The organism is Citreicoccus inhibens (assembly GCF_019039035.1).
In the GTDB taxonomy this organism is placed as follows: domain Bacteria; phylum Myxococcota; class Myxococcia; order Myxococcales; family Myxococcaceae; genus Citreicoccus; species Citreicoccus inhibens.
The window spans coordinates 364780-388460 of record NZ_JAHNZT010000001.1 but is presented as its reverse complement, the minus strand read 5'-3'; the positions used below and the strand labels follow the sequence as shown (position 1 = coordinate 388460).

Below are 23681 nucleotides of genomic sequence, written 5' to 3'. Positions count from 1 at the left end.
TCCGTCCAGGCGGGCCGGGTGGGGCGCTTCATTCCGGAGCGCGCACCCCGGCCCCGATGGGGAGGGACACGAGATGGACCTGGAGCTGAGCGGTCGAGTCGTGTTGGTGACGGGAGGCTCGGATGGGCTGGGCGCGGCGACGGCCCACCGGCTCGTTCAAGAGGGCGCGAAGGTGGCGCTCTGTGCCCGAGGGGTCGAGCGGCTGGAGGCCACGGCCGCCGCGCTGCGAGCCCAGGGCGGAGAGGTGCTGGCGGTCCCCGCGGACGTGGCGCGCGCCGAGGACATCGCGCGCTTCGTGGACGCCGCGCACGCGCGCTGGGGCCGCGTGGATGGGCTGGTGAACAACGCGGGCACGGCGGAGGCGAAGCCCTTCGTGGCGGTCAGCGACGCCGAGTGGGAGGCGGATCTCCAGCTCAAGTTGTTCGGGGCGAGCCGCGCCGCGCGCGCGGTGCTGCCTCACCTGCAGGCTGCGGGAGGTGGGGCCATCGTCAACGTGCTGTCCATCAAGGCGAAGGCGCCCGGCCAGCACAGCGCGCCGTCGTCCGTCACGCGCGCGGCGGGCATGTCGTTGACCAAGGTATTGTCCAAGGAGCTGGGCGCGCAGGGCGTTCGCGTGAACGCGGTGCTGGTGGGGATGATCGCCAGCGCTCAGTGGGAGCGACGCGCGCAGAAGGCGGGTCAGCCCCTGGCGGTGTTCGGAGCGGAGAAGGCGCGCGAGGCGGGCGTGCCGCTGGGACGACTCGGGCGCTCGGAGGAGTTCGCGGACGTGGTCGCGTTCCTGTTGTCCGCGCGAGCCAGTTACATCAGCGGCGTGGCCCTCAACGTGGACGGGGGGCTGTCTCCGGTGGTGTGACTCGGGGCGGGCGGCGGCGCGGTCGGCCCGAGTCCGCGTGCCACTCGGTGGCGACCTCGCGCAGGCGGGCGATGGCGTCGCGCAGTCGGTGCAGTCGCTCGGTGGGGGCGTACGTCACCTCGGGGGGAACCACGTCCTCCACGAGGCGATGCACGAAGCCTTCGGATTCCAGCATGCGCAGCCGCTCGGTCAGTACGCGCGCGGAGATGCCCGAGACGCGGCGCCTCAGCGCGCCGAAGCGCTGCGGGCCTTCGTCGAGCAGCGTCCATAGGATGTACATGGTCCAGGGGCCACCCAGCATCGACATCAGCAGGTTGACCGGGCACGCCTGCTCGGGCGGCGCGAGGTTCTTGAACACCGCGGGCATGCCGTTACTTTAACGTGCCTGCTTCCCCGGCACCGCGCGCGTGCGCGACACCCGGGAGATGAACGCACACGCAACATCGGAAGCCCTCGTCGCGGTCGTCACCGGAGCCAGTCGCGGAATCGGGAAGGGCGTGGCCCTCGCGCTCGGAGCCGTGGGCGCCACGGTCTACGTCACCGGTCGCCCGCGCGAAGCAGGAGGCGCCGCGCCGCCCGGCGCGCTTCAGGAGACGGCCGAGGCGGTGACCGCCGCGGGTGGGCGTGGCATCGCCGTGGGGTGTGATCATTCCGACGACGCCCAGGTTCTCGCGCTGTTCTCGCGGGTGGGGGAGGAGTCGGGTCGGCTCGACATCCTGGTGAACAACGCCACGGCCCTGCCCGAGTCGCTCTTCTCGCCCGAGCCCTTCTGGCAGAAGCCACTGGATGTCCTGGCGGTGCTCGATGTGGGGCTGCGCTCTCACTATGTGGCCAGTGCGCTGGCCGCGCCCTTCATGGTTCGCCAACGCGGCGGGCTCATCGTGAATGTGTCCGCGTATGGCTCGGTGAATTATCTGTACGGGCCGGCCTACGGCGCGGGCAAGGCCGGGCTGGACAAGATGGCGGCGGACATGGCCGTCGAGCTGCGCCCGCATGACGTGGTGGCCGTGTCGCTGTGGCCGGGGCTCGTCGCGACGGAGCGCTACACGCGGCTCGTGGAGGACAACCCTCACGCGTTCCCGCCGGAGCTCCGCCCCGAGTCGCCTGAGTACACGGGCCGCGTCGTCCACGCGCTGTTCCGCGACCCGGCTCGGATGACCCTCTCGGGCCAGACGCTCATCGGCGCCGAGCTGGGGCGACGCTATGGCGTGTCCGACGTCCAGGGTGGGCAGCCACCGTCCTACCGGGAGTTGCTCGGCGCGCCGTGGACGAAGCCTTCGCGTCAGACTCCGGACTGAGCTGCGTCCCTGCGCGCCGACGACGGCCCCGTGCCGTCCGGCGACCGCGGCTGCTGACCCGAGGTCCTCCTTCTCATTCGCCACGTCCCCCCGAAGCCCGTCCGCGGGCGCCGGGGTCAAACCTGAGCAGGGTCATGCAGCCGAATCTCCGTCGGCTTCTCCGGGCACTCGCCCGCGAGGGGCTCGAGGTGACCTATGACGGCCACCTCTATTCCGTCCGTCTTCTCGGCGACGCGCACGCGCCTCCCGCCGAGGTCCTTCTTCCTCCGGACCTGCCCGTCGAGGGCAAGGCCTTCAAACAGCTCGCGCAGCTCGCCGCCCTGAAGCATCCCGGCGGCGGCGAAGTGCTGCGCGTGCGCGCCACGCCGGACTTCCATCCCGGTGACTCGGGCGTGGCCATTGGCTCCGTCCTGCACACGCGCGGCCTGGTGGTGCCGGGCGCGGTGGGTACCGACATCAACTGCGGCATGCGGCTGCACGTCGCGGACGTCTCCGTGGAGGACTTCCTCGCGGAGCGCGACGCGTTCGTGGAGCGCATGAAGGGGCACTACTTCTTCGGGACGCGGGACGTGGCCATGTCCTCGCGTGCCTCCGAGGCGCTCCTGCGCGAGGGGCTCCCGGGCTGGCTCGTGGAGACGCTGGACGCGCCGCTGGGGTGCGCGGGCCGCGCGGACCTCTCGCAGCTCGACCAGGAGCTGGCGCGCGTCCACCTGGGCGGTGCCCTGCGCGGAGACCCCGCATGGGCGCCGGATGCGCTCACCCGTGAGGGCATCGTCCGCGACGCGGGCCTCGCCACCGTGGGTGGGGGCAATCACTTCGTGGAGGTCCAGCGGGTGGAGGCCGTGGAGGACCGAGCGCGCGCGTGGCGGTGGGGTGTGCGCGAGGGACAGCTCGCGTTCATGATCCACTCGGGCAGCCGGGACGTGGGCCGCCACGTGGGCATCGCGTGGCAGGAGCGGGCGCGCCGCGCGTGGCCCACGGGAGTGCCCTTGCCGGACAGCGGCATCCTCCCGCTCGCGGACGAGGCGCAGGTGGCCGCGTACCTGACGGCCGAGGCCACCGCCGCCAACTACGCGTTCCTCAACCGCCTGCTCCTGGCCGAGCTGCTGCGCCAGACGCTGCGCGAGCTGTTCGGTGAGGTGGAGGCGCCGCTCGTCTATGACGTGCCGCACAACCTCACGTTGCCGCACGAGGGCGGCTGGCTGGCGCGCAAGGGCGCGTGTCCTGCCGGGCTGGAGCAGCCGGTCATCATCCCGGGCTCCATGGGCGCGACGTCCTACCTCATGGTGGGGCGGGGCAATGCCCCGGCGCTGGAGTCCGCGTCGCATGGCGCGGGCCGGGCGCGCTCGCGCTTCGAGATGGCGCGGGGGGGCGCGGACCACAGCGAGTCGGCGCTGGGCCTCACGGGCGTGGACTGCATCTCGCTGCGCGCCGAGCGCCGCGTGGAGGAGGCCCCCGCTGCGTACAAGCCCATTGGTCCGGTGGTCGCCTCGCAGGTCGAGGCGGACATCGTGGGAGAGGTGGCTCGACTGCGGCCGCTGCTGACATTCAAGGCCTGAGTCATCGGGGACGCGTCTATTTGCTTGGCGCGTCCCCACCTTCGCGGTCTTGAATGGTGCGCCGCTCGGACCCTTCCTGTCCGACGCGCGCCTGCACTGGATGCAGCGGAGGACGCATGACGGACAACTTCGGGGCGCCCGTGGAGCCTGAGATGGGGCCGTCGCGCCTGGATGCGAGCAACGCGGTATCCATCCCCGCCATCCTGCTCATGGTGCTCTCGGGCCTCACCATCCTCTGGTCACTGACGACGCTGCTGCACCCCACGAACCCCGCACAGGTGGATGACATCCTCCGGAACGCGCCCAACATGACGCCGGAGGGCGAGCGTGTGCTTCGCGCCATGCTGGGAAAAGGGCTCCAGCTGCTCTCGGTGGCGTTCTGGGCGGGACTCAACGGGCTCGTCTTCTTCGGGGCCCTGAAGATGAAGAACCTCCAGAGCTACGGGCTCGCGATGACGTCCGCCATCCTCGCGTGTGTCCCGTGCTGCGGGCCCTGCGGCTGTCTGGGCCTCATCCCGGGCATCTGGGCCCTCGTCGTGCTCAACAAGAATGAAGTGAAGGCCTGTTTCAGCTGAGGCTCGTCTCGGGGGCGCGCGGCGTCATCGCGCGCGTCTCCTGTGGGAGCGCGGCACGCGGCCGAGGCTTGTGCATGCGCACGCACGCCAGCCGCACCTCGGCCGTGAGGATCCGCCGCGCCGCGCACAGCGGCGTGTAGCCGCGGTGCTGGTAGAAACCTTCCGCGTTGAGGCTCGCGTCCAACCGCAGCTCGGCCACGCCCGCGAGCCACGCGGTTCGCTCGAGCGAGCCCAGGAGCAGGGTGCCCACGCCGCGCCCGGATTCCTCCGGGGTGACGTACAGCGCCTCCAACTCGCCGGACACGACGTCGAGCTGACCGAAGCCCACGGGCTGTTCGCCTCGCTCCGCCACCAGCACCGTGCGGTGGCCCTCGGGGAGCAGGTAGCCCTCGGGCTTGAGCTGCCCCACCCACGTGCTCACTTCCCGTGGGGAGTAGGCATCGCAGCATCGCAGCACCACGGCTCGGGTGTGGATGCGCCACAGCGCGCGCCGGTCCTCCTCGCGCGCCAGCCTCAGGTGGATCCTCGACATGCCCACGGCGCGCCTCAGGCCACCTTCATGCCCTTGGGGATGACGACCACGCCGCCCGGTGTGACGTGGAAGCGCCGCTTGTCCTCCGCCAGGTCGTAGCCAATGGTCATCCCGGGCGGAATCTCCACGTTCTTGTCGATGATGGCGCGGCGGATGCGGCAGCGCCGCCCGATGGTGACGTTCTCGAAGAGGATGCTGTCCTCCACCTCCGAGTAGGAGTTGACGCGCACCTTGGGGGACAGCACCGAGCGGTTCACCTCGCCGCCCGAGATGATGCAGCCCTCCGCCACCAGCGAGTCCATCGCGTGGCCCACGCGCTTGTTGGCGCGGTCCGCGAACACGAACTTCGCGGGCGGATAGTTGTGGGACTGCGTGTGGATGGGCCAGCGGTCGTTGTAGAGGTTGAAGATGGGGTCCACCTCCACCAGGTCCATGTTGGACTGGAAGTAGACGTCGATGTTCCCCACGTCGCGCCAGTAGCCGCGCTCCTTGGCCTCCTGGCCCCGCACCTCGTTCTGCGCGAAGTCGTACACGTAGACGGGCGCGCGCTTGTACAGCTCGCTGATGATGGACTTGCCGAAGTCGTGCGCGCTCGTCTCGTCCGCGGCGTCGCGCACCACCTCCTGCACCAGCACCTCGGTGGTGAAGAGGTAGTTGCCCATGGAGGCCAGGCACATCTTCGGGTTGCCCGGCATGGGCGGCGGCGTGCGCGGCTTCTCCAGGAACTGGCGCATGCGGCCGTCGGGGCCCACGTCGATGATGCCGAACTCGCTGCCCTGCTCGATGGGCACGGGAATGGCGGCCACCGTGCACGCGGCCTTCTTGGCCAGGTGGAAGTCGAGCATCTGGCGCATGTCCATGCGGTACACATGGTCCGCGCCGAAGACGAAGATGACGTCCGGTTCCTCGTCCGTGATGATGTTGAGATTCTGATAGATGGCGTCGGCGCTGCCCTTGTACCAATCCAGCCCCGTCCGCATCTGCGCCGGCACCGCCTCCACGTAGTGCCCGAGGAAGGCCGTCATCCGCCACGCGCGTGACAGGTGGTTGTTGAGCGAGTCGCTCTTGTACTGCGTCAACACCTTCATCCGGTACACGCCGGAGTTGGCGAAGTTGGAGAGGACGAAGTCGATGATGCGGTAGCGCCCTCCGAACGGGACGGCCGGCTTCGCGCGCTCGCGGGTGAGCGGCTCCAGGCGCGTGCCCGCGCCCCCCGCCAGAATCATGGCCAGCTGCTTGGACATAGGGGCGGGCACGTTAGCCGCGCGCTTTCGGGCGACAACAGGCACGCCCGCTTCCTTGGAAACCTTCGTTGAGTGTCCAACCGCGACCCTGCGTGGGCCCTACCCATGTGGGAGGAGGAAGGCATGGGAGGCGCGCCGGGCTTGCATGGCTTCCCTGGACACACCCGTGGTAGCGTGCCGGCCGATGTCTGGCGACCAAACGCGAGTCACCAAGATCAGCAGCCTCGGTGTTCCCAGTGAGCGCACCGACAGCTGCCTCGTGCAGATCCACGGACCGGAGCTCGGGAAGAAGTACGTCCTGGAGGACGCCGAGTTCACGATTGGCCGAGACCAACAGAACAACATCGTGGTGGAGCTGGACAACGTGTCCCGCCGCCACGCCCGCATCCTGGGCCGCGGGGGGCGGATGTTCGTGGAGGACCTGGGCTCCACCAACGGCACCTACCTGAATGACCAGGAGGTGTTGCAAGCCCACCCGTTGCGCAGTGGCGACCTCATCAAGGTGGGGGGCTCCATCTTCAAGTTCCTCGATGGTGACAACATCGAGACCCAGTACCACGAGACCATCTACACGCTGACCATCGCGGATGGCCTCACGGGCATCAACAACAAGCGCTACTTCCTGGAGTACCTGGAGCGGGAGATGGGCCGCTCGCACCGGTACCAGCGCACGCTGTCGTTGATGATGTTCGACATCGACCACTTCAAGCGCATCAACGACGTCCACGGGCACCTGGCCGGGGACTACGTGCTGCGCGAGATGGCCCAGTCCATCAAGCGACTGGTGCGTCGCGAGCAGTGCTTCGCGCGCTACGGCGGCGAGGAGTTCGCGGTGGTGATGCCCGAGGACGGGCCGGACAAGGCGCGCCTGTTCGCGGAGAAGATCCGCCGCCTCGTGGAAGAGAAGGTCTTCATCTTCGAGGACAAGGAGATCCCCGTCACCATCTCCATCGGCATCGCGGAGATGTCCGGTGACATGAACGAGCCCACGCCGTTCATCAAGGTGGCGGACACCAACCTGTACAAGGCCAAGAAGTCGGGCCGCAATCGGGTGGTGGGGTGAGCGTGGCCGCGTCGGATGCAGGCCCCTCGGTGATGGCGCGGCTCCTGCTCGTCGTGTTGGGCGTGGTGTTCCTGGGCGCCGCGTGGGCCTGGAGCCAGCGCGAGCACAACCCCACGGCGGGCCGTCTGGTGGAAGCGGCCCGCCGCTGGTCGCCGTAGCGCCTCAGGTGCCGTCGCGCAGGTCGCCCAGCCGGCCCTTGGTGCCCGGCAGGCTCTGCGGCGGCATCTTCCCGTAGATGTACTGGACGGTGTCGAGCAGCGTCTCGTGCGTGTCGCGCGCGCGGAAGCCCAGCTCGCGCTCGGCCTTGGCGGCGTCCAGGTAGAACCAGTGCTCGCCGATCTCGATCTCCTGCGGATCCAACGTGGGCTTCGCGCCGCGCAGCTTCGCCCACTGCTCCAGGAGCTGCCCGCCCAGCACGTTGACGCGTGAGGGCAGCTTCAGCCGAGGCGCGGCCACGCCCGTGAGGCGCTCCAGCCGGTGGAAGAAGTCCGTCATCGTCATGTTCACGCCCATCAGGTGGCGGCCGTACACCTCGCCCTGGGTGAGCGCGGCGACGAAGCCCTCGGCCGCGTCGCGCGCATCCACGAAGGAGATGCCGCCGCCCGGCATGGCCGGAATCTCGCGGTTGAGGAACTTCACCACCGTCCACGTGGAGGACAGCCGGTCATCTCCCGGCCCCATCAGCAGGCTCGGGTTGAGCACCACCAAGGGGATGGCGTGCTTGCGGCAGTACTCCAGCGCCAGCTTCTCCTCGTAGATTTTGGAGAGGTAGTACGGCCACCGCGCCACCACGGTGATGGGGTAGTCGTCCTCCTCGTTGCGCACGCACTCGTCCTCGGACACCGCGATGGTGCCGGAGGTGGAGCCGAGGATGACGCGCTGGATGCCCGCCTCGCGCACGTCGCGCAACAGCTCGCGCGTGCAGTCCACGTGCAGCTCGAACATCTTGCGCGCGTCCTTGGCCTGGAACGAGACGAGCCCCGCCAGGTGATAGACGCCCTCCACGCCGGCCAGCGCGCGGCGCACGGCGTCGCGGTCCTTCAAGTCACCCGGCACGAACTCCGTGCCCGCGAACGCCGGGCCCGTGGGCCGCGTGCGCCCGATGAGCCGCACCTGATGCCCCGCGGCCACCAGCCTGGGCACCAGGTGAACGCCCAGGAACCCCGTGCCTCCCGTTACCAGCAGCTTCACGAGTCCTGTCCCTCCGTCATCGAGCGCGAGTCCACGCGCTCCAGGTTCAGCACGCGGCCATCCCGCAGCGACCGCACCGCCTCCTCCGCGATGCGCGTCACGTACCGGTAGCCCTCCGAGCGCGCCATGCCCACCGTGCGCGCCTTCAGGCCCGCGTGATCCAACGCCGGCCCCACGTGCACCTCCAGCTCCTTGGCCTTGGGGAACATGGAGCCCTTGGGCAGGGCCTCATACGAGCCCTTGATGTAGAGCGGCAGCACGTCCACGCCGTACGTCAGCGCCAGGTAGCCCAGGGTGGGCTTGAACTCGAGCAGCTCACCGGTGGGCGAGCGCGTGCCCTCCGGGAAGATGAGGACGTTGTAGCCCTGGCGCAGCGCCTCGCCCGCCACGCGCAGCGACTCGCGCAGCGAGCCCTGCCGGTCCATGGGGATGAGGTTGGTGAAGTTCTCGAACCACGCGCGCTTGAGGGGCGTGTCGAAGAAGTAGTCGCGCGCGGCGAGCGACACCACGCGCTCGCCCTGCTCGCCGAGCACCACGCGCACGAGCCCCGCGTCCAGGTGGCTGGCGTGGTTGGCGATGACGAGGAAGTTGCGGTTCTGCGGGATGAAGGGCTTGCCCGTCACCTTCACGTCGAACACGCCGCCGTAGAGCACCTTCTGCCCGAAGGAGAGCAGCTGCCGGCCCACCGTGGCCACGGCCTCGGGGACAGGAATCTCCACGTCCTCCGCGCGCTCGTTCTCCTGGCGGATGTCCTTGGCGCGCACTTCCTTGGCCGGGCGCCGGCCGGAGCTGACGACGAGCTTGCGCAGGTCCTCCACCGTCTGCACCTGGGTGAGGTCCTCCACCGCGGGCAGCGGCACGCCCGCGCCCTCGAGCGCCACGGACAGCTCCGTGAGCATGAGCGAGTCGAAGCCCAGGTCGCCCATGAGCTGCGCGTCCGGGCGCACGTCGCCCACCGGCTTGTGGCAGACCTCGGCGATGAGCGGGAACAGCCAGTCCGCCACGCCGCCCGTCGCCGCCTGCGCCTTCTCGCGCGCCTTGCCCGCGCTGGCCGCCATGCGGTCCAGCCGCTGCAACTCCTCCACCACCAGCTTGCGCTTCACCTTGCGCGTGGAGGTGCGAGGCAGCTCGCCATCCCAGAAGCGCAGCACCTTCACGCGGCGGTGGAACGGCATGCCGCCGCTCACCTTGCGGAAGTGCTCGTCCAGCTCGCGCCGCACCTCCTCGCGCGGACGCTCGCCGTAGTCCGGCACGCACAGGCACGCCACCTTCTCGCCGCCGGCCTCGTCGGGCAGGCCCACGATGGACAGCTCCTTGATGTGCGCGTGCTCCTGGTACAGGTCCTCCAACTCGTCCGGGTAGACGTTCTTGCCGTTGGCGTCGACGATGACGTCCTTGGCGCGGCCCACCAGGTACAGGCGCCCGTCGTCATCCAGGCGGCCCAGGTCACCGGTGTGCAGCCAGCCTTCCTTCACCACGGCCTCGGTGGCCTCGCGGTCTCCGAAGTAGCCCGCCATCACGTTGGGGCCCTTGGCGAGCACCTCGCCAATGCCGTCGGTGTCTGGGTTGAGCAGCTTCACCTCGATGCCGGACAGCGGCTTGCCCACGCTCCCGGGCGTGCGCTTGTTGCCGGGCTCGGAGACGGACAGCACCGGCGCGGCCTCGGTGAGGCCATAGCCCTCGCGCATCGTGAAGCCCAGCTCGTGGAAGGCCTTGTGCACTTCCTCCGACAGCGCCGAGCCGCCCGACACCAGCACCTTCATGCGCCCGCCGAACTTGCGGTGCACCGGCCAGAACAAGAGCTTGCCCAGGTTCAACGAGCTGCGGTTGCGCAGCTCGCCGTTGGCCGCCATCAACGCCTTGAGCGCCTGCTCCACCACGGGCGGGCGGCTGGCCATCTCCTGCGTAATCTTCCGGTGCAACAGCTGCCACAGCGCCGGCACGCCAATCATCGCGGTGACGCGGCCCGTCTCGAACACCTCGCCCAGCCGGTCCGACGTCAGCTCGTCGATGTACGTGATTTCGGCGCCGCGCGAGAACGGCGTGAGGAAGCCCGCCGAGAACTCGAACGTGTGGTGCAGCGGGAGCACGGACAGCACGCCGTCGCCCACGCCCACGTTGAACTGGCCCGCGAGCTTCGCCACCAGCGAGGCGAAGTTGCGGTGCGTGAGCATCACGCCCTTGGGCGTGCCCGTGGTGCCAGACGTGAAGATGATGCTGGCCACGTCATCCGCGGACGCGGACTTCTTCACCGGCCCGATGCGATCCGGATGCGCCGGATCTCCCGTCATGGCCTCCGCGAGGCTCGCCACCGCGACGCCATCCCCCAGCGCCGCGAACAGGCCGGGGAAGTCCTCCGCCGTCTGCTCGGACACGAGGCACAGCTTCGCCTGCGCGCGCTTCGCGATGTTGACGACCTCGGCCTCCGTGAGGGCCGGATCCACCGGCACCACGGTGGCGCCGGCGCGCAGGATGCCGAAGTAGCTGATGGCCCACTCGGGCCGGTTCTCGGACAACAGGAGCACGCGGTCGCCGTGCTTCACGCCATGGGCCAGCAGGTAGCTGCCCACGCGCGCCGCATAGCGGTGCACCTCGCCGAAGGTGAAGCGCTCCTCCTTCTCGTTCGCCGCCATGCGGAACGCCACGCGGTGGCGGTACGCGTGCACCGTGGCCTCGAACAGCTCCAAGAGGTCGCGGTGGGCGTGGATGACGGTGCGCTTCTCCAGCTCGTCCTCCAGGCCGGGGAACACCCACTTCTCCAGGCCGGGCAGGTGCGTGCCCAGGAAGTACTCGCGCCAGTCGATGCGGTCCGGGCTCCAGCCAATCCGCGCGCGGTCCGCGCCGACCATGTTCTCGTAGACGGAGCGCGTGTTGTCGCAGCGGAAGACGTACCGGTTCTCCCACAGGAAGGGGAGGAACAGGTCGATGAGGCCCGTGAGGCTGGTGGCTTGCTCCTCCACGTCGTCCAGGGCGACCTTCGCCTTGTCCAGGAGCGCGTTCACCGTGGGCGCGCCCCACGTCGGGCGCAGCTCATCGATGGACTTCTTCAGGAAGCGGGCGCCCTTGGCCAGCATGGGCGCGCTGAGCAGCTGGAACTCCTGCTTGCTCACGGGCTGCGGCTCGATGCGCGCGCGCAGCGCGTTCATCAGCGAGTTGCCCGTCTCCTTGTTCCGGTAGAAGCGGCGGCGGTACAGGCCCACCAGCTCCACGGAGCGGCTCGCGTAGAACGGGTTCACGTCACCCGAGGCGAGCTGGTACACGCGCCGCTCCTCAACCTGGAGCGAGTGCGCGGTGATGCCCAACGTGGCGCCCGCCACCTGATCCACCGGGATGATGTCCAGGATGGTGTGGTCGCCGGCGGGGATGCCGCGCTGGCCCTTGATGCCCGCGAAGGCCAGCGGCGCGGAGGTGGTGAAGCCCTCGTTCCACCCGGGGAAGGGGAAGTGCGCCGCGCTCTCCACGATGGAGGGCCGCACGATGGCGTAGCGCAGGCCCGGAGTGCCGGCCATCACCTGCTCGCCCAGGGACTTCGTGTACGTGTACGTGTTGGGCCAGCCCCAGTGCTGCGCGCGCTCCATGCCGGCGCGCACCAGCTCGCCCGTCAGCCACAGCTTGCGCTCGCGGCCCACCGCCAGCCGCAGCGTCTTCTCGTCGGTGGCGTCGCGGCCTTCCTGCTCCAGCCGGTCCAGCGCCTTCTTGCGGAAGGTGGACGTGAGGGCGCGGTCATCGGCCTGCTCGCGCAGCCGCGCGACGATCTTCTCCGCGTCCGCCAGCTCCTGCTCCAGGCTGAAGTCGCGCCCGTCCAGCTCGCCCCGCTTGGGGAAGTAGCCGCGCACTTCCTCGTCCTCGAAGACGAGCCCGTCGCGGTTGCCCGCCACGAAGGCGGTGGACATGTGGATGAGCGGCACCGCCCACTTGAGCGCCAGCTCCACCGCGTTCTTCACGCCGTGGGTGTTGACGTTGAGACCGACTTCCAGCGACGGGTTGAAGGACACCAGGCCCGCGCAGTTGACGATGGCGTGCACCTTGCCGTGCAGCTCCGTCACCTGGGTCTCGGTGAGGCCGACCCAGGGGTCGGTGATGTCGCCGTCGATGACCTCGCACTTGGCGCGGATGAACTCCAGCGCGCCCGCGTCGCCCAGGGCGTCGCGCAGCGGCTGGAAGGGCTCGCTGGGAGCCACCTTGTCGAAGAAGCGGCGCTCCGCGGACGCGGCGCTGCCCTTGCGGACGAGGACGTAGACCTTGTCGAGCACCTGGCCGTAGTGGGACAGCAACATGGACAAGGTGACCTTGCCCACGAAGCCCGTGGTGCCCACGAACACCAGCCGCTTGCCGGTGAACGCCTCGGTGACGTTGAGTTCGGGAAGGGGGGAGCCCATGACCGTGCGCGACTCCCTCACTTCACGTCCACCATCACCGTGGGCGCGATGCGCAGCAGGCTGATGGTGGCCGAGCGACCCATGAAGCCGCGGGCCTCTTCAATGGCCTCGGCGAGGGTGTCCGTGCGGTCCATGCCCATGAGGGCAGGGACGTGGTTGTTCTCCGCGCCCGCGACGATGACCTTGCCGGCCTGCTGGCGCCCGTTCTCGCCCCAGTACCACATGTAGAAGGGGTGCACGCCGTGGTAGGCGTTGCCCTTGCGGTACAGGTGCACGTAGCTGGGGTTCTCCGCGAACTCCTTCTCGTACTTGTGCTCCAGCTTCATGGAGTCCCGCGTCTCCGGCAGCAGCCGGTGGAAGAACTCGATGTAGCTGGGGTGCTGCACGGGGTCGAACTCGTCGTAGGCCGGGTGCAGGAGGATGAGCACGCCGCCCTTCTTCAAGAGGGGCACGCCGCGGTTGAGGTTGTAGAAGTAGCCCAGCCCCATCACCTGCACGAGCAGCGGGTTGAGCAGCGAGTTGACGCTGTACGGGCTGATGAACGGGATGGGGAAGATGACGATGTCGCTCTGCCCCTCCACCGGCACCACGTACTGCTTCCAGCTCGTCTCCAGCGTCTTGGCGTGGGTGGGCTCGGTGGCGCCGGCGTACACGCCCGTGACGTCATAGGGCGCGGGGATGGCGTTGAGCACCTTGCGCGCGGCCGCGCGCGGCAGCTTGGACAGCGTGTAGCGCAGGGCCTGGAACTTCAGCCGGTCCGCCTCGGTGTAGTCCTCCTCGCGCTTGGCGAGGAAGTCCGTGGGCGCGCCGAACATGCGGTTGTTCAGCGTGGTCTCGATGTGGAAGACCTTGAGGGTCTGGTCGATGACCGTCCCGATGCGCGAGTTCTTCGTGTACAGCGCGCTGGCCTTCGGCTCCATGTAGCTGTCGGAGTCGCGGATGGTCTTCGGGTTGTGGTGGTGCCGGAGCGACGCGTAGTTCGTCACGCCGGTGCCCATGGACTTGTGCCCGCCGTTCATGGGCACGAAGTTCACGTTCACGTAGACGATGAGGTCGCTCTCCGCCACGCGGCGGTTCACCGCCACCACCTCGCCGTGCGACGTGCGCTCCAGCTCGGTGATGCCGTCGGGGTCCTCGGCGTCGTGGTTGTAGTAGCGGTCCGGGTAGTAGGCGTCGAAGATCTTCTCGCCCACCATGCGCTTCATCTCGCCCTCGGTCATCCGGCGATGGAGCGCGTTGGCGATGACCAGGTGCACGTCATCCACGCCGCTGTCCGCGCACAGCTCCAGCACCACCTCGAGGATGGACTGGCGCACGTCCGGGGTGACCATGGGGGGCAGGGGGACGCTGATGTCGTCGATGACGCACGTCAGGCGCATGCCCGGGCGGAGCAGCGCGTGCAGCGGCTCCATGCCCTCGGGGTGGTTGATGGCCCAGCGGATGGCGGCCTTCACGTTGGGCACGCCGGCCATGGGCGGGCGCGGGAAGATGACCCGCGTTCCCACGGGCAAATCCTCCTGGAGGAAGCCTTCGCCGTAGAAGAGCGCCCGAGGGGGGCTGCCCTTCTCCGTGATGACCACCTGGCTTTCCTCGTCGTACAGCTTCTGGAGCGTCTTGAGCGGGCGCATGAAAAGAGGGGGAAAGGGGGAGGTGTTACTTCAGGTCCAGGATGGGCCAGTTGTAGGCGCGCGCGAGCGAGCGCAGCCGCAGGTCCGGATTCACCGCGGTGGGGCGACCCACCACCGCGAGCATGGCGTAATCGGAGGCGCTGTCCGAATAGCCATGGCACTTGTTGAGGGCCAGGCCCTCGCGCTCGCAATACGCGCGGATGGCGTTGGCCTTGTTGGCGCCTTCGATGATGGGCGGAATCACCTTGCCGGTGGCCTTGCCGCCCACGTACTGCATCTTGTTGGCGATGACGTCATCGCAGCCCAGGTGGCGGGCCAACGGGCGCATGGTGAAGTCCAGCGCTCCGGTGACGAGCACCACCTTGCAGCCGCTGCGACGCGCCTCGTCGATGAGGTCCTGGGACTGCTCGAAGAGGGCGGGCTTGAGGACGTCCTCGAACATGTCCTCGGCGATGGTGACCAGGCGGTCCTCGCTCAACCCGGCGTAGTACCGGTAGAAGAACTCGTTGAACGCCTTTCGGTTGACCATGTCCATCACCCCGAAGAGCGGCGCGCTGAGCGCCGTCGACAGGGTGCGGCCCGCGATGCCTCGCAGCGAACCGCGGTTCATCGCGTAGTACGCGTAGACATGGACGACGTTCGTCCGGACGAGCGTCCCGTCGACATCGAAGAAAGCTGCTTTGGCGGGCACTTTGGCGAGCATGTGGCGTCGGGCTTCCTCCCATCCCCGGGGGGGTGAGGTCAACGACGCCGGCAGGGCACGGGCCCCCGTGGTGCCCCACGGCGACTCGGACTACAGCCATCCCTGCGCGCGGTACCACTCGGCGCTGCGGCGGATGGAGTCCGCCAAATCGCGCCGAGGCCGAAACCCGAGCAGGCGCTCGGCCTTGGCGCCGGAGCACGTCCAGGCAGGGGCCGTGAGCTGGCGCGCCAGCTTGCGGTTCAAGGGGAGCTTGCGCCCCGTCACCCGAGTGATGCCGTCCGCGGCCGCGGCCAGGGCCTTGAGGACCGCGGGGCTCATCCGCACCGTCCGCGGCGTGACGCCCAGCGCCTGGGCGCCCAGGTCCTCCACCTTCTCCAGGGACAGGGCCTCGGGGCCCGCGCAGAAGAAGGCCTCGCCCAGCGCCTCGGGCCGCTCGCCCAGGAGCAGCAGCTGGTCCACCACATCCTCCACGTCCACCATGGTGAGCGGCCGGGGCCCCCCGGTCAGCTCCAGCCGGATGCCCCGCTGGACGAGCTTGAAGAAGGCGAGGTTCTCCTTGTCACCGGGGCCCAGGATGCGCGGCGGGCGCGTGGCCGTCACGGGCAGGCGGTCCGAGTAGGAGAAGGCGATGCGCTCGCCCTCGGCCTTGCTCTCGCCGTACCACTCATAGGGCTGGAAGGGGTCCTCCTCCACGTGGGGCCGGCTGGAGGTGGAGGGGCCGTGCGCGGCGAGGGAGCCGCAGAACACCAGCCGGGGGCGCGTGCCGGTGGCCACCATGGCGTCGCAGAGCAGGCGTGTGGCGTCCGCGTTGACGCGCATGAACTCATCGCGCGTCGCGGCGCGGCGGATGCCAGCCAGGTGGAAGACGACGTCCCGCCCGGCCACCGCGCGGGCCAGGGAGGCTGGGTCCGTCACGTCCCCCTCCACCCGCGCGTAGGGGATTCCTTCCAGGCCCGAGGCGTCCGTGGTGCGCCGCAGCAGACAGGCCACGGTGTCGCCGCGCGCGGCGAGCGCTCGCGCCAGCCAGGTTCCCAGGAAGCCTCCGGCACCAGTGATGAGGGCGTTCATGGCGCTGTTTCATCCGAAAAAGCACATCCCGTCCACTGGGAGGCGGGCGCATTTCCCCGAGGGAGCGCGCCCGCTGGGGCCGGAATGGCGGCCCCGCTCGCGTCGAGGCGGCAAAATCCCGTCGGAGAACCCGCTCCCGGGCCGAGTTTTCGGCTCGCAATGCGTTGCGCCGAGCATTCTCCGAGGGAAAAAGCACGGAAGACGGCTGTTTTTCGGGCTCGGCCGTGTTACTACGCCGCCATCGGCTCTCGCTTGATGAGGAAAGCAGGCCGTGCAACGTCCCCTTCGGAGGGGAGGAGACTGAAGACGAATGGCCGCTAAGAAAGCTGCTGCGAAGAAGACGACCGCTGCTGCCAAGAAGCCCGCCAAGCCTGCCGCGCGCAAGCCCAACGCGTCGTTCATGAAGGAGATGACTCCTTCGGCCGCGCTGGCGGAGATTGTCGGAAGCAAGCCGCTGCCTCGCACCGAGGTCGTCAAGAAGCTGTGGGCGTACATCAAGAAGAACAGCCTGCAGGACGCCAAGAACAAGCGTCAGATCAACGCCGACGACAAGCTCAAGCCCATCTTCGGCGGCAAGAAGAACGTCACCATGTTCGAGATGACCTCGCTGGTGAACAAGCAGCTCAGCTGATTTAGCCGGACCCGCGAGGGTCGCCTCGGCTTCTGTATCTTGAGGGCTCGCCCGCGTGAATGCGTGGCGGGCCCTCTGCTTGTCGGCAGTCATCTCGGGCCCCTGGAGCGTTGGCTGGACGTCGGAGTCCGCCCGCGTGGCTGGCGGGCGCGGCGCTGCGGCCCTACCTCTCAGCCGCATGTTGCTCGACGGGCTGGAAGAGGAGGGGCCCCCATCCGCCACAGGCGCGCGCCACGCCGAGGCGGGGGAGGCCTTGGCCAGAGGGCTCTACGCACGGGTCCAGGAGGTGCTGGCGTCACGCCGCGCGCCGCCCCTGTCCACGTACCGCGTGCAGTTCCATCAGGGGTTCACCTTCGAGCACGCCCGCGCGGTGGTGCCGTACCTGGCGCGGCTGGGCGTCAGTGACCTGTATGCGTCGCCCTACTTGAAGGCGACACCGGGCAGCCCCCACGGGTACGACTGTGTGGACCACCAGCAGCTCAACCCGGAGGTGGGCACCTCCGAGGACCACGCCGCGCTCGGCGCCACGCTGCGCCAGCACGGGATGGGGCAGGTGCTGGACGTGGTGCCCAATCACATGGGCATCGAGCGGGACAACCGCCTGTGGTTCGACGTGCTGGAGAACGGACCGGCATCGCTCTACGCGCGGACGTTCGACATCGACTGGCGGCCGGTGAAGGACGAACTGCGCGACAAGGTGCTGCTGCCCATCCTCGGAGACCAGTACGGCATCGTCCTGGAGCGCGGTGAGCTGCACCTGTCCTTCCGCGACGGAGCGTTCTTCCTCCACTACTACGACCACCTCCTGCCGGTGGCTCCGCGCCAGTATGGGCGCATCCTCCGGCAGGGCCTGGAGCGGCTGGAGGCGCGGCTGGGCGCGGACGCTCCTCCGCTCGTGGAGCTGCTCTCCATCCTCACCGCCATCGAGCACCTCCCGCCGCGCACCGAGCTGGAGCGCGCCAAGGTCATCGAGCGGCACCGCGAGAAGGAGGTCATCAAGCGGCGGCTGGCCGCGGTGGTGACCGCCAGCCCCGAGTTGGCGGCGTACGTGGAGGAGAACGTCCGCGTGTTCAACGGGAGCCCGGGCAACCCGCGCTCGTTCGACCTGCTGGACGCGGTGCTCGCGCGGTGCAGCTACCGGCTCGCCCACTGGCGCGTGGCCGGAGAGGAGATCAACTACCGTCGCTTTTTCGACATCAACGGGCTGGCGGCCATTCGGGTGGAGGACCCGGACGTCTTCCTGGAGGCGCACCAGAGAATCTTCCAGTGGCTGGGCGAGGACCGCGTCACCGGGCTGCGCATCGACCATCCGGATGGCCTGTTCGACCCGACCGCGTACTTCCTGGACCTGCAAGAGGGCTTCTTCGTGGAGAAGGCGCGCGCGCTCTTCTCGGCGCGGGGCAGCGACGACGAGGCGCGCTGGCCCGCGGTGGAGGCGCGGCTGCGCGAGCTGTGGCGAGCCGAGGTGTCCGCGCGGCCCGACAGTCCGCTGCGCAAGTCGCTGTTCGTCGCGGTGGAGAAGATTCAAGGCGGCCGCGAGCGCATCCCCGAGTCCTGGGCCGTGCACGGCACCACGGGCTACCGCTTCGCCAACGCGGTGAGCGGCCTCTTCGTCCACCCCGCGGCGGAGTCGCACCTGACGGAGACCTATGAGCGCTTCATCGGCGGGCGGCAGGACTTCCCCGAGCTGGTGTACGAGAAGAAGCGGCTCATCATGCGCGACTCCATGTCGAGTGAGATCAACGTGCTGGCGCACGAACTCAACCGCATCTCGGAGCTGAACCGCCGCACGCGCGACTTCACGCTCAACAGCCTGCGCCGCGCGCTCATCGAGTTCATCGCGCTGTTCCCCGTCTACCGCACCTATGTGGACGGCTGGCGCCCCGAGCTGGACGCGCGCGACGTGCAGTACATCGAGTGGACGATTCAGCGGGCCAAGGAGCGCAACGCCACCACCAACGCCTCCATCTTCGACTTCCTGCGCGACATCCTCCTGCGCCGCTACCCGGAGCACGTGGCCGAGCCGGAGCGCGCGGGCATGCTGCGTTTCGCCATGAAGTTGCAACAACTCACCGGGCCGGTGATGGCCAAGGGGCTGGAGGACACGGTCTTCTATCTCTACAACCGACTGGTGAGCCTCAACGAGGTGGGCGGCGAGCCGGAGCGCTTCGGCGTGCGGGCCACCACCTTCCACCTGCGCAATCAGGAGCGCGCGGAGCGCTGGCCGGCGAGCATGCTCACCACCAGCACGCACGACACCAAGCGCAGCGAGGACGTGCGCGCCCGCATCCACGTGCTCACCGAGCTGCCCGAGGAGTGGCGCAAGCGCGTGCGTCGCTGGGCCCGGCTCACCGCGCGCTTCGTCGTGGAGCTGCCCTCGGGCCCCGCGCCGGGTCCCAACGACGTGTACCTCTTCTTCCAGACGCTCGTGGGCGCCTGGCCCATGGGGCCGGTGCTCGCGGGCCCGGAGCGAGACGACTTCCAGCGCCGCGTGCGCGAGTACATGGGCAAGGCCATCAAGGAGGCCAAGGCTCGCACTTCGTGGACCAACCCCGACAGCGCCTACGACGACGCCATGGCGCACTTCGTGGACGGCTGCTTCGACCCTCGACGGGGCACGGCCTTCCTGGAGGACGTGGAGGCCTTCAAGCGCCGCATCGAGCGGGCGGGGCAGCACAACGCGCTGGGCCAGCTCGTGCTCAAGCTGGCTTCGCCCGGCGTGGCGGACACCTATCAGGGCTCCGAGCTGTGGGACCTGTCCCTGGTGGATCCCGACAACCGGCGACCCGTGGACTTCGCGGTGCGGGCGCGGCTGCTCGCGGACCTGGATGCCGCCGCGGAGGCGGACCGCCCCGGGTTGTGCGCTCAGCTCACGCGGGACCTGGATGACGGCCGGGCGAAGCTCTACCTCCTGGCCGAGGGCCTGCGCTTGCGACAGCGGTGGCCCGCGCTCTTTCGCGCGGGGAGCTATCGCGCGTTGGACCTGGCTGGTCCCCGGGCTCAGGCCAGCGTGGCCTTCGCTCGCGAGCACGCGGCGGGCGTGGTGGTGGCCTGTGCGCCGCGCTTCACGCTCTCCGCGCTGGAGTCGCCGGGCGGGCTGGCGGGAGCCCACGACGGCACGTTCCTGGACCTTCCCGAGGCATATGCGGGCATGATGTTCCGCAATGTCTTCACGGGGCGGCGGGTGCGGCCCGAGCGTGGGTCGGGTGGCGGCGTGCTGCCCCTCGCGCCGCTGCTCGCGGAGTTCCCGGTGGTGCTGCTGGAGCCGGAGAGGAGCGCGGGATGAGGAGGGCCGAGGTGCTTCCAGGGAGACCGTACCCCCTGGGCGCCACGTATGACGGGAACGGGGTCAACTTCGCCGTTTGCAGCGAGCACGCCCGGAAGGTGGAGGTCTGCCTCTTCGACCCCGCGAATCCGGCGCGGGAGCTGCGCCGCTTCCCCTTGCTGGAGATGACGCACCACGTGTGGCACGGCTACGTGCCGGACGTGCGCCCCGGCGCGCTGTATGGCTTGCGCGTGCATGGCCCCTACGAGCCGAAGAAGGGCCTGCGCTTCAACCCGCACAAGCTCCTGGTGGATCCGTATGCGCGCGCGCTCCACGGCCGCGTGGACCCCACCGCCCCGCTGTATGGCTATGCCCCGTCGCCTCGCGCCGAGGACCTGGAGCCGGACCTGCGCGACGACGCGTGGGGCGTGCCCAAGGGCGTGGTGCTGACGGACGACTTCGACTGGGACGGGGACCGGCGCCTGGAGACGCCGTGGCACAAGACGGTCCTCTACGAGCTGCACGTCAAGGGCTTCACGAAGCTGCACCCGCGCGTGCCCGAGCAACTGCGCGGCACCTACGCGGGGCTGGCGCACCCAGCCGCCATCGAGCACCTCAAGCGCCTGGGCGTCACCGCCGTGGAGCTGTTGCCCATCCACGCCTTCATGGACGAGCCCTTCCTGTCGCAGAAGGGGCGCACCAACTACTGGGGCTACAACACCCTCAACTTCTTCTCTCCGGACGCGCGCTACAGCGCCTCGGGCTCGCGCGGCGAGCAGGTCGCCGAGTTCAAGGGGATGGTGAAGCTGCTGCACCGCGCGGGGCTCGAGGTCATCCTCGACGTCGTCTACAACCACACGTGCGAGGGCAATCACCTGGGGCCCACGCTGTCCTTCAAGGGCCTGGACAACGCCGCGTACTACCGGCTCGCGGAGAAGGACCCTCGCTACTACATGGACTTCACCGGGTGCGGGAACTCGTGGAACGCCACGAGCCCCAACGCCTTGCAACTGGTGGCGGACTCGCTGCGCTACTGGGTGGAGGTCATGCATGTGGACGGGTTCCGCTTCGACCTGGCCACGACGCTGGGCCGGGACCGGCAGGGCTATGACACGCGCGCGGCCTTCTTCCAGATTCTCCACCAGGACCCGGTGCTCAGCCGGGTGAAGCTCATCGCGGAGCCGTGGGACGTGGGCGACTACGGCTACCAGGTGGGCAACTTCCCGGTGCTGTGGAGCGAGTGGAACGGCAAGTACCGCGACACCATTCGCCGCTACTGGAAGGGCGATGACCGGCAGGCGGCGGAGATTGGCTACCGGCTCACGGGCAGCTCGGACCTGTATGCGTTGTCCGGGCGCAAGCCCACCGCGAGCGTGAACTTCGTCACCGCGCACGACGGCTTCACGCTGCACGACCTGGTCACCTACAACGACAAACACAACGAGGCGAACGGCGAGGACAACCGGGACGGCGCCAATGACAACCACTCCTGGAACTGCGGGGTGGAGGGCGAGACGAGCGACCCGAAGGTGAACGCCCTGCGCGAGCAGCAGAAGCGCAACTTCCTCGCCACGCTCTTCCTGTCCCAGGGCGTTCCCATGCTGGTGGCCGGGGACGAGATGGGCCGCACCCAGCACGGCAACAACAACGCCTACTGCCAGGACAATGAGCTGGCGTGGGTGAACTGGGATTTGAACGACACCCAGCGGCAGCTGCTCGACTTCACCGTGCGGATGGCGAAGCTGCGGCGCGAGCAGCCGGTGCTCAGCAAGCGCCGCTTCTTCCGCGGCGCGCACATCTGGGACAGCGAGCTGAAGGACCTCGCGTGGTTCCGGCCCGACGGCAAGGAGATGCGCAAGGACGACTGGGAGAAGCCCTACGTGCGCTCCCTGGGATTCCTGCTGGGCGGAGACGCCATCGCCACGCCGGATGACGAGGGCAACCGCATCGTCGGTGACACGCTGCTGGTGCTGATGAACGCGCACCATGAGCCCATCACCTTCCTGTTGCCCGCGCTCGAGTGGGGCGCGGACTGGGAGCTGGTGGTGGACACCGCCGCATGCGGCGAGTCACAGCGCACGCACACTCCCGCGGGTGGCCGGGTGCAGGTGGGGGGGCGCTCCGTGCTGGTGCTCCGGCGCCCCGCCACGGAATGGGAGTAGCCACCCGGCACGCGCTGCGTTACGGAGGGGTCGACGCCGGGGGCCGCCCGCCACTAGGGTGCGCTCCGGTTCGTTCAGGGCCAGGAAACGCACGTGCATACGCCTTTGTCCATCTGGGTGGGCTTCAACGTCTTCGTCCTGGCGATGCTCGCCCTGGACCTGGGGCTGTTCCATCGCAAGGAGCACGTGGTGACCCCCAAGGAGGCGGGGGTCTGGACACTCGTCTGGGTGTCGCTCAGCCTCGCGTTCGCCGGCGGCATCTGGCACTTCTCCGGGAGCACCCACGCCACGCAGTGGCTGACGGCCTACGTGGTCGAGTACGCGCTCAGCGTCGACAACCTCTTCGTCTTCCTGCTCGTCTTCAGCTACTTCCGCGTGGCGCCCGAGCATCAGCACCGCGTGCTGTTCTGGGGCATCCTCGGCGCCTTCGTGATGCGCGCCTGCCTCATCATCGCGGGCACGGAGCTGGTGCGGCGCTTCCACTGGATCCTCTACCTCTTCGGCGCGTTCCTGGTCTTCACCGCGGTGAAGATGCTCGTCTCGGATGACGACGACGAGGCGGACCCCGAGGCGGGGATGGTGGTGCGCGTGGCGCGGCGCGTGCTGCCCGTGGCGAGCCAGGGGCAGGGCAGTCGCTTCTTCCTCATCGAGGATGGCCGCCGCAAGGTGACGCCGCTGTTCATCGTGCTGCTGGTGGTGGAGGCCACCGACCTGCTCTTCGCGGTGGACTCCATCCCCGCGGTGCTGGGCTTGAGCGGCAACGCCTTCATCGCCTACTCGTCCAACGTCTGCGCCATCCTGGGCCTGCGCTCGCTGTTCTTCGTGGTCTCCAGCTTGATGGACAAGTTCCACTACCTGAAGCTGGCGCTGAGCGTCATCCTCGCCTTCGTGGGCGTGAAGATGCTCATCGAGTTCTTCGACATCCACGTCTCCACCGGCCTCTCCCTGGGCGTCATCGCGGGGACGCTGGCGCTGGCCATCGGGGCGTCCTTCATCTGGCCGCGTCCTCCCGAGCCAGAGTCCACGTCACCGGAGTCCACGTCTTCGACGGAAGCCGAGCAGGAACGGAAGCGCGCGAAGAGCTAGGCCCCCGGGCCGGTCTTTTCCTTGCGTCTCGGCGGCGCGCCGGCCAAATGTGGAGACATGTCTTCCTCCGCCACCACTGACGGCATTCGCATCACCGTGCGGCCAGCCTTCTGGCCCGAGCGCAGCGCGCCCGAGTCCGGCCAGTTCGCCTTCACCTACAAGGTGGAGATCATGAACGAGGGCGAGGCGCCCGCGCAGCTCCAGAGCCGCCACTGGGTCATCACGGATTCGGAGGGGCGGGTCGAAGAGGTGAAGGGCGAGGGAGTGGTGGGGCGCCAGCCGAAGCTGGGGCCGGGCGAGCGCTTCGAGTACACGAGCTGGGCCATGCTGCGCACGCCGTTCGGCACCATGCGCGGCACCTACGCGATGGTGCGTCCGGACGGCACGCACTTCGACGCGCGCATCGCGGAGTTCGCTCTCACGCTGCCCAACGCGCTGCACTGA

Annotated in this window: 19 protein-coding genes; 11 read left to right on the top strand and 8 right to left on the bottom strand. The window is 69.0% G+C overall.

Translation table 11 applies throughout. From position 1 onward, the window contains the following. The first annotated feature begins 73 nt into the window (after positions 1-73). Positions 74-853: an SDR family oxidoreductase gene (locus tag KRR26_RS01510; protein WP_120205107.1), complete on the top strand. Its 780-nt coding sequence runs from the start codon at positions 74-76 to the stop codon at positions 851-853. Here KRR26_RS01510 and KRR26_RS01505 read toward each other — a convergent pair. Further along, positions 819-1220 (bottom strand): winged helix-turn-helix transcriptional regulator, encoded by a 402-nt coding sequence (locus KRR26_RS01505; protein WP_120205108.1) that lies wholly within the window; start codon positions 1218-1220, stop codon positions 819-821. The genes KRR26_RS01510 and KRR26_RS01505 overlap by 35 nt on opposite strands. Positions 1221-1278: 58 nt before the next feature. Here KRR26_RS01505 and KRR26_RS01500 point away from each other — a divergent pair, with 58 nt between their 5' ends. The 3 genes from KRR26_RS01500 to KRR26_RS01490 all read left to right on the top strand — a co-directional run bounded on the left by KRR26_RS01500 (position 1279) and on the right by KRR26_RS01490 (position 4285). Next, on the top strand, positions 1279-2151 hold the full coding sequence (locus tag KRR26_RS01500; protein ID WP_120205110.1) for an SDR family NAD(P)-dependent oxidoreductase: 873 nt from the start codon (positions 1279-1281) through the stop codon (positions 2149-2151). Between the two features lie 134 nt (positions 2152-2285). Continuing rightward, positions 2286-3710: an RtcB family protein gene (locus KRR26_RS01495; protein ID WP_120205112.1), complete on the top strand. Its 1425-nt coding sequence runs from the start codon at positions 2286-2288 to the stop codon at positions 3708-3710. A gap of 116 nt (positions 3711-3826) precedes the next feature. After that, positions 3827-4285: a hypothetical protein gene (locus KRR26_RS01490; protein ID WP_233576815.1), complete on the top strand. Its 459-nt coding sequence runs from the start codon at positions 3827-3829 to the stop codon at positions 4283-4285. Here the strand turns inward: KRR26_RS01490 and KRR26_RS01485 are convergent. Both KRR26_RS01485 and glgC read right to left on the bottom strand, forming a co-directional pair. Next, complete coding sequence (locus KRR26_RS01485; RefSeq protein ID WP_120205113.1) at positions 4278-4817, bottom strand: GNAT family N-acetyltransferase; 540 nt, start codon at positions 4815-4817, stop codon at positions 4278-4280. The two genes, KRR26_RS01490 and KRR26_RS01485, sit on opposite strands and share 8 nt — an antisense overlap. A gap of 14 nt (positions 4818-4831) precedes the next feature. Further along, on the bottom strand, positions 4832-6061 hold the full coding sequence (gene glgC / locus KRR26_RS01480; RefSeq protein ID WP_120205115.1) for a glucose-1-phosphate adenylyltransferase: 1230 nt from the start codon (positions 6059-6061) through the stop codon (positions 4832-4834). Between the two features lie 184 nt (positions 6062-6245). On the opposite strand from glgC, the gene KRR26_RS01475 reads away from it, so the two are divergent. Beyond that, entirely contained in the window at positions 6246-7124 is an 879-nt protein-coding gene (locus KRR26_RS01475) for a diguanylate cyclase (protein ID WP_120205117.1), read from the top strand. Further along, the gene (locus KRR26_RS01470; protein ID WP_199723744.1) at positions 7121-7282 is read left to right on the top strand and encodes a hypothetical protein; all 162 of its coding nucleotides are present in this window, start codon (positions 7121-7123) and stop codon (positions 7280-7282) included. Before KRR26_RS01475 ends, KRR26_RS01470 begins: the two co-directional genes overlap by 4 nt. Positions 7283-7286: 4 nt before the next feature. Here KRR26_RS01470 and KRR26_RS01465 read toward each other — a convergent pair whose 3' ends face one another. From KRR26_RS01465 to KRR26_RS01445, 5 genes are all read right to left on the bottom strand, one after another. Beyond that, positions 7287-8315, bottom strand: a complete 1029-nt coding sequence (locus KRR26_RS01465; RefSeq protein WP_120205119.1) for an NAD-dependent epimerase/dehydratase family protein — start codon at positions 8313-8315, stop codon at positions 7287-7289. Continuing rightward, positions 8312-12694 (bottom strand): AMP-binding protein, encoded by a 4383-nt coding sequence (locus KRR26_RS01460; protein ID WP_217078947.1) that lies wholly within the window; start codon positions 12692-12694, stop codon positions 8312-8314. The genes KRR26_RS01465 and KRR26_RS01460 overlap by 4 nt, the downstream gene beginning before the upstream one ends. 17 nt (positions 12695-12711) lie before the next feature. Further along, complete coding sequence (locus KRR26_RS01455; RefSeq protein ID WP_120205122.1) at positions 12712-14322, bottom strand: lactate racemase domain-containing protein; 1611 nt, start codon at positions 14320-14322, stop codon at positions 12712-12714. Between the two features lie 25 nt (positions 14323-14347). Continuing rightward, complete coding sequence (locus tag KRR26_RS01450) at positions 14348-15013, bottom strand: HAD family hydrolase (protein ID WP_120205591.1); 666 nt, start codon at positions 15011-15013, stop codon at positions 14348-14350. 102 nt (positions 15014-15115) lie between these two features. Continuing rightward, complete coding sequence (locus KRR26_RS01445; RefSeq protein ID WP_217078946.1) at positions 15116-16093, bottom strand: NAD-dependent epimerase/dehydratase family protein; 978 nt, start codon at positions 16091-16093, stop codon at positions 15116-15118. Positions 16094-16403: 310 nt separating this feature from the next. Here KRR26_RS01445 and KRR26_RS01440 point away from each other — a divergent pair, with 310 nt between their 5' ends. From KRR26_RS01440 to apaG, 5 genes are all read left to right on the top strand, one after another. Beyond that, the gene (locus KRR26_RS01440; RefSeq protein ID WP_120205125.1) at positions 16404-16724 is read left to right on the top strand and encodes an SWIB/MDM2 domain-containing protein; all 321 of its coding nucleotides are present in this window, start codon (positions 16404-16406) and stop codon (positions 16722-16724) included. 178 nt (positions 16725-16902) lie between these two features. Continuing rightward, the gene (treY, locus tag KRR26_RS01435) at positions 16903-20010 is read left to right on the top strand and encodes a malto-oligosyltrehalose synthase (protein WP_217079033.1); all 3108 of its coding nucleotides are present in this window, start codon (positions 16903-16905) and stop codon (positions 20008-20010) included. After that, positions 20007-22151, top strand: coding sequence for a glycogen debranching protein GlgX (gene glgX / locus KRR26_RS01430; RefSeq protein WP_120205127.1), 2145 nt, complete (start codon positions 20007-20009; stop codon positions 22149-22151). Before treY ends, glgX begins: the two co-directional genes overlap by 4 nt. A gap of 93 nt (positions 22152-22244) precedes the next feature. Further along, entirely contained in the window at positions 22245-23237 is a 993-nt protein-coding gene (locus tag KRR26_RS01425; RefSeq protein ID WP_120205128.1) for a TerC family protein, read from the top strand. A 57-nt stretch (positions 23238-23294) separates the two neighbouring features. Beyond that, a complete protein-coding gene (gene apaG / locus KRR26_RS01420; RefSeq protein ID WP_120205130.1) occupies positions 23295-23681 on the top strand; it encodes a Co2+/Mg2+ efflux protein ApaG in 387 nt (128 codons plus the stop codon).

Bases quoted from the DNA above. Each gene is read 5' to 3' on its own strand.
- KRR26_RS01510 (WP_120205107.1), top strand. From the start codon at position 74: ATGGACCTGGAGCTGAGCGGTCGAGTCGTGTTGGTGACGGGAGGCTCG.
- KRR26_RS01505 (WP_120205108.1), bottom strand. From the start codon at position 1,220: ATGCCCGCGGTGTTCAAGAACCTCGCGCCGCCCGAGCAGGCGTGCCCG.
- KRR26_RS01500 (WP_120205110.1), top strand. From the start codon at position 1,279: ATGAACGCACACGCAACATCGGAAGCCCTCGTCGCGGTCGTCACCGGA.
- KRR26_RS01495 (WP_120205112.1), top strand. From the start codon at position 2,286: ATGCAGCCGAATCTCCGTCGGCTTCTCCGGGCACTCGCCCGCGAGGGG.
- KRR26_RS01490 (WP_233576815.1), top strand. From the start codon at position 3,827: ATGACGGACAACTTCGGGGCGCCCGTGGAGCCTGAGATGGGGCCGTCG.
- KRR26_RS01485 (WP_120205113.1), bottom strand. From the start codon at position 4,817: ATGTCGAGGATCCACCTGAGGCTGGCGCGCGAGGAGGACCGGCGCGCG.
- glgC (WP_120205115.1), bottom strand. From the start codon at position 6,061: ATGTCCAAGCAGCTGGCCATGATTCTGGCGGGGGGCGCGGGCACGCGC.
- KRR26_RS01475 (WP_120205117.1), top strand. From the start codon at position 6,246: ATGTCTGGCGACCAAACGCGAGTCACCAAGATCAGCAGCCTCGGTGTT.
- KRR26_RS01460 (WP_217078947.1), bottom strand. From the start codon at position 12,694: ATGGGCTCCCCCCTTCCCGAACTCAACGTCACCGAGGCGTTCACCGGC.
- KRR26_RS01455 (WP_120205122.1), bottom strand. From the start codon at position 14,322: ATGCGCCCGCTCAAGACGCTCCAGAAGCTGTACGACGAGGAAAGCCAG.
- KRR26_RS01445 (WP_217078946.1), bottom strand. From the start codon at position 16,093: ATGAACGCCCTCATCACTGGTGCCGGAGGCTTCCTGGGAACCTGGCTG.
- KRR26_RS01440 (WP_120205125.1), top strand. From the start codon at position 16,404: ATGGCCGCTAAGAAAGCTGCTGCGAAGAAGACGACCGCTGCTGCCAAG.
- treY (WP_217079033.1), top strand. From the start codon at position 16,903: ATGTTGCTCGACGGGCTGGAAGAGGAGGGGCCCCCATCCGCCACAGGC.
- glgX (WP_120205127.1), top strand. From the start codon at position 20,007: ATGAGGAGGGCCGAGGTGCTTCCAGGGAGACCGTACCCCCTGGGCGCC.
- apaG (WP_120205130.1), top strand. From the start codon at position 23,295: ATGTCTTCCTCCGCCACCACTGACGGCATTCGCATCACCGTGCGGCCA.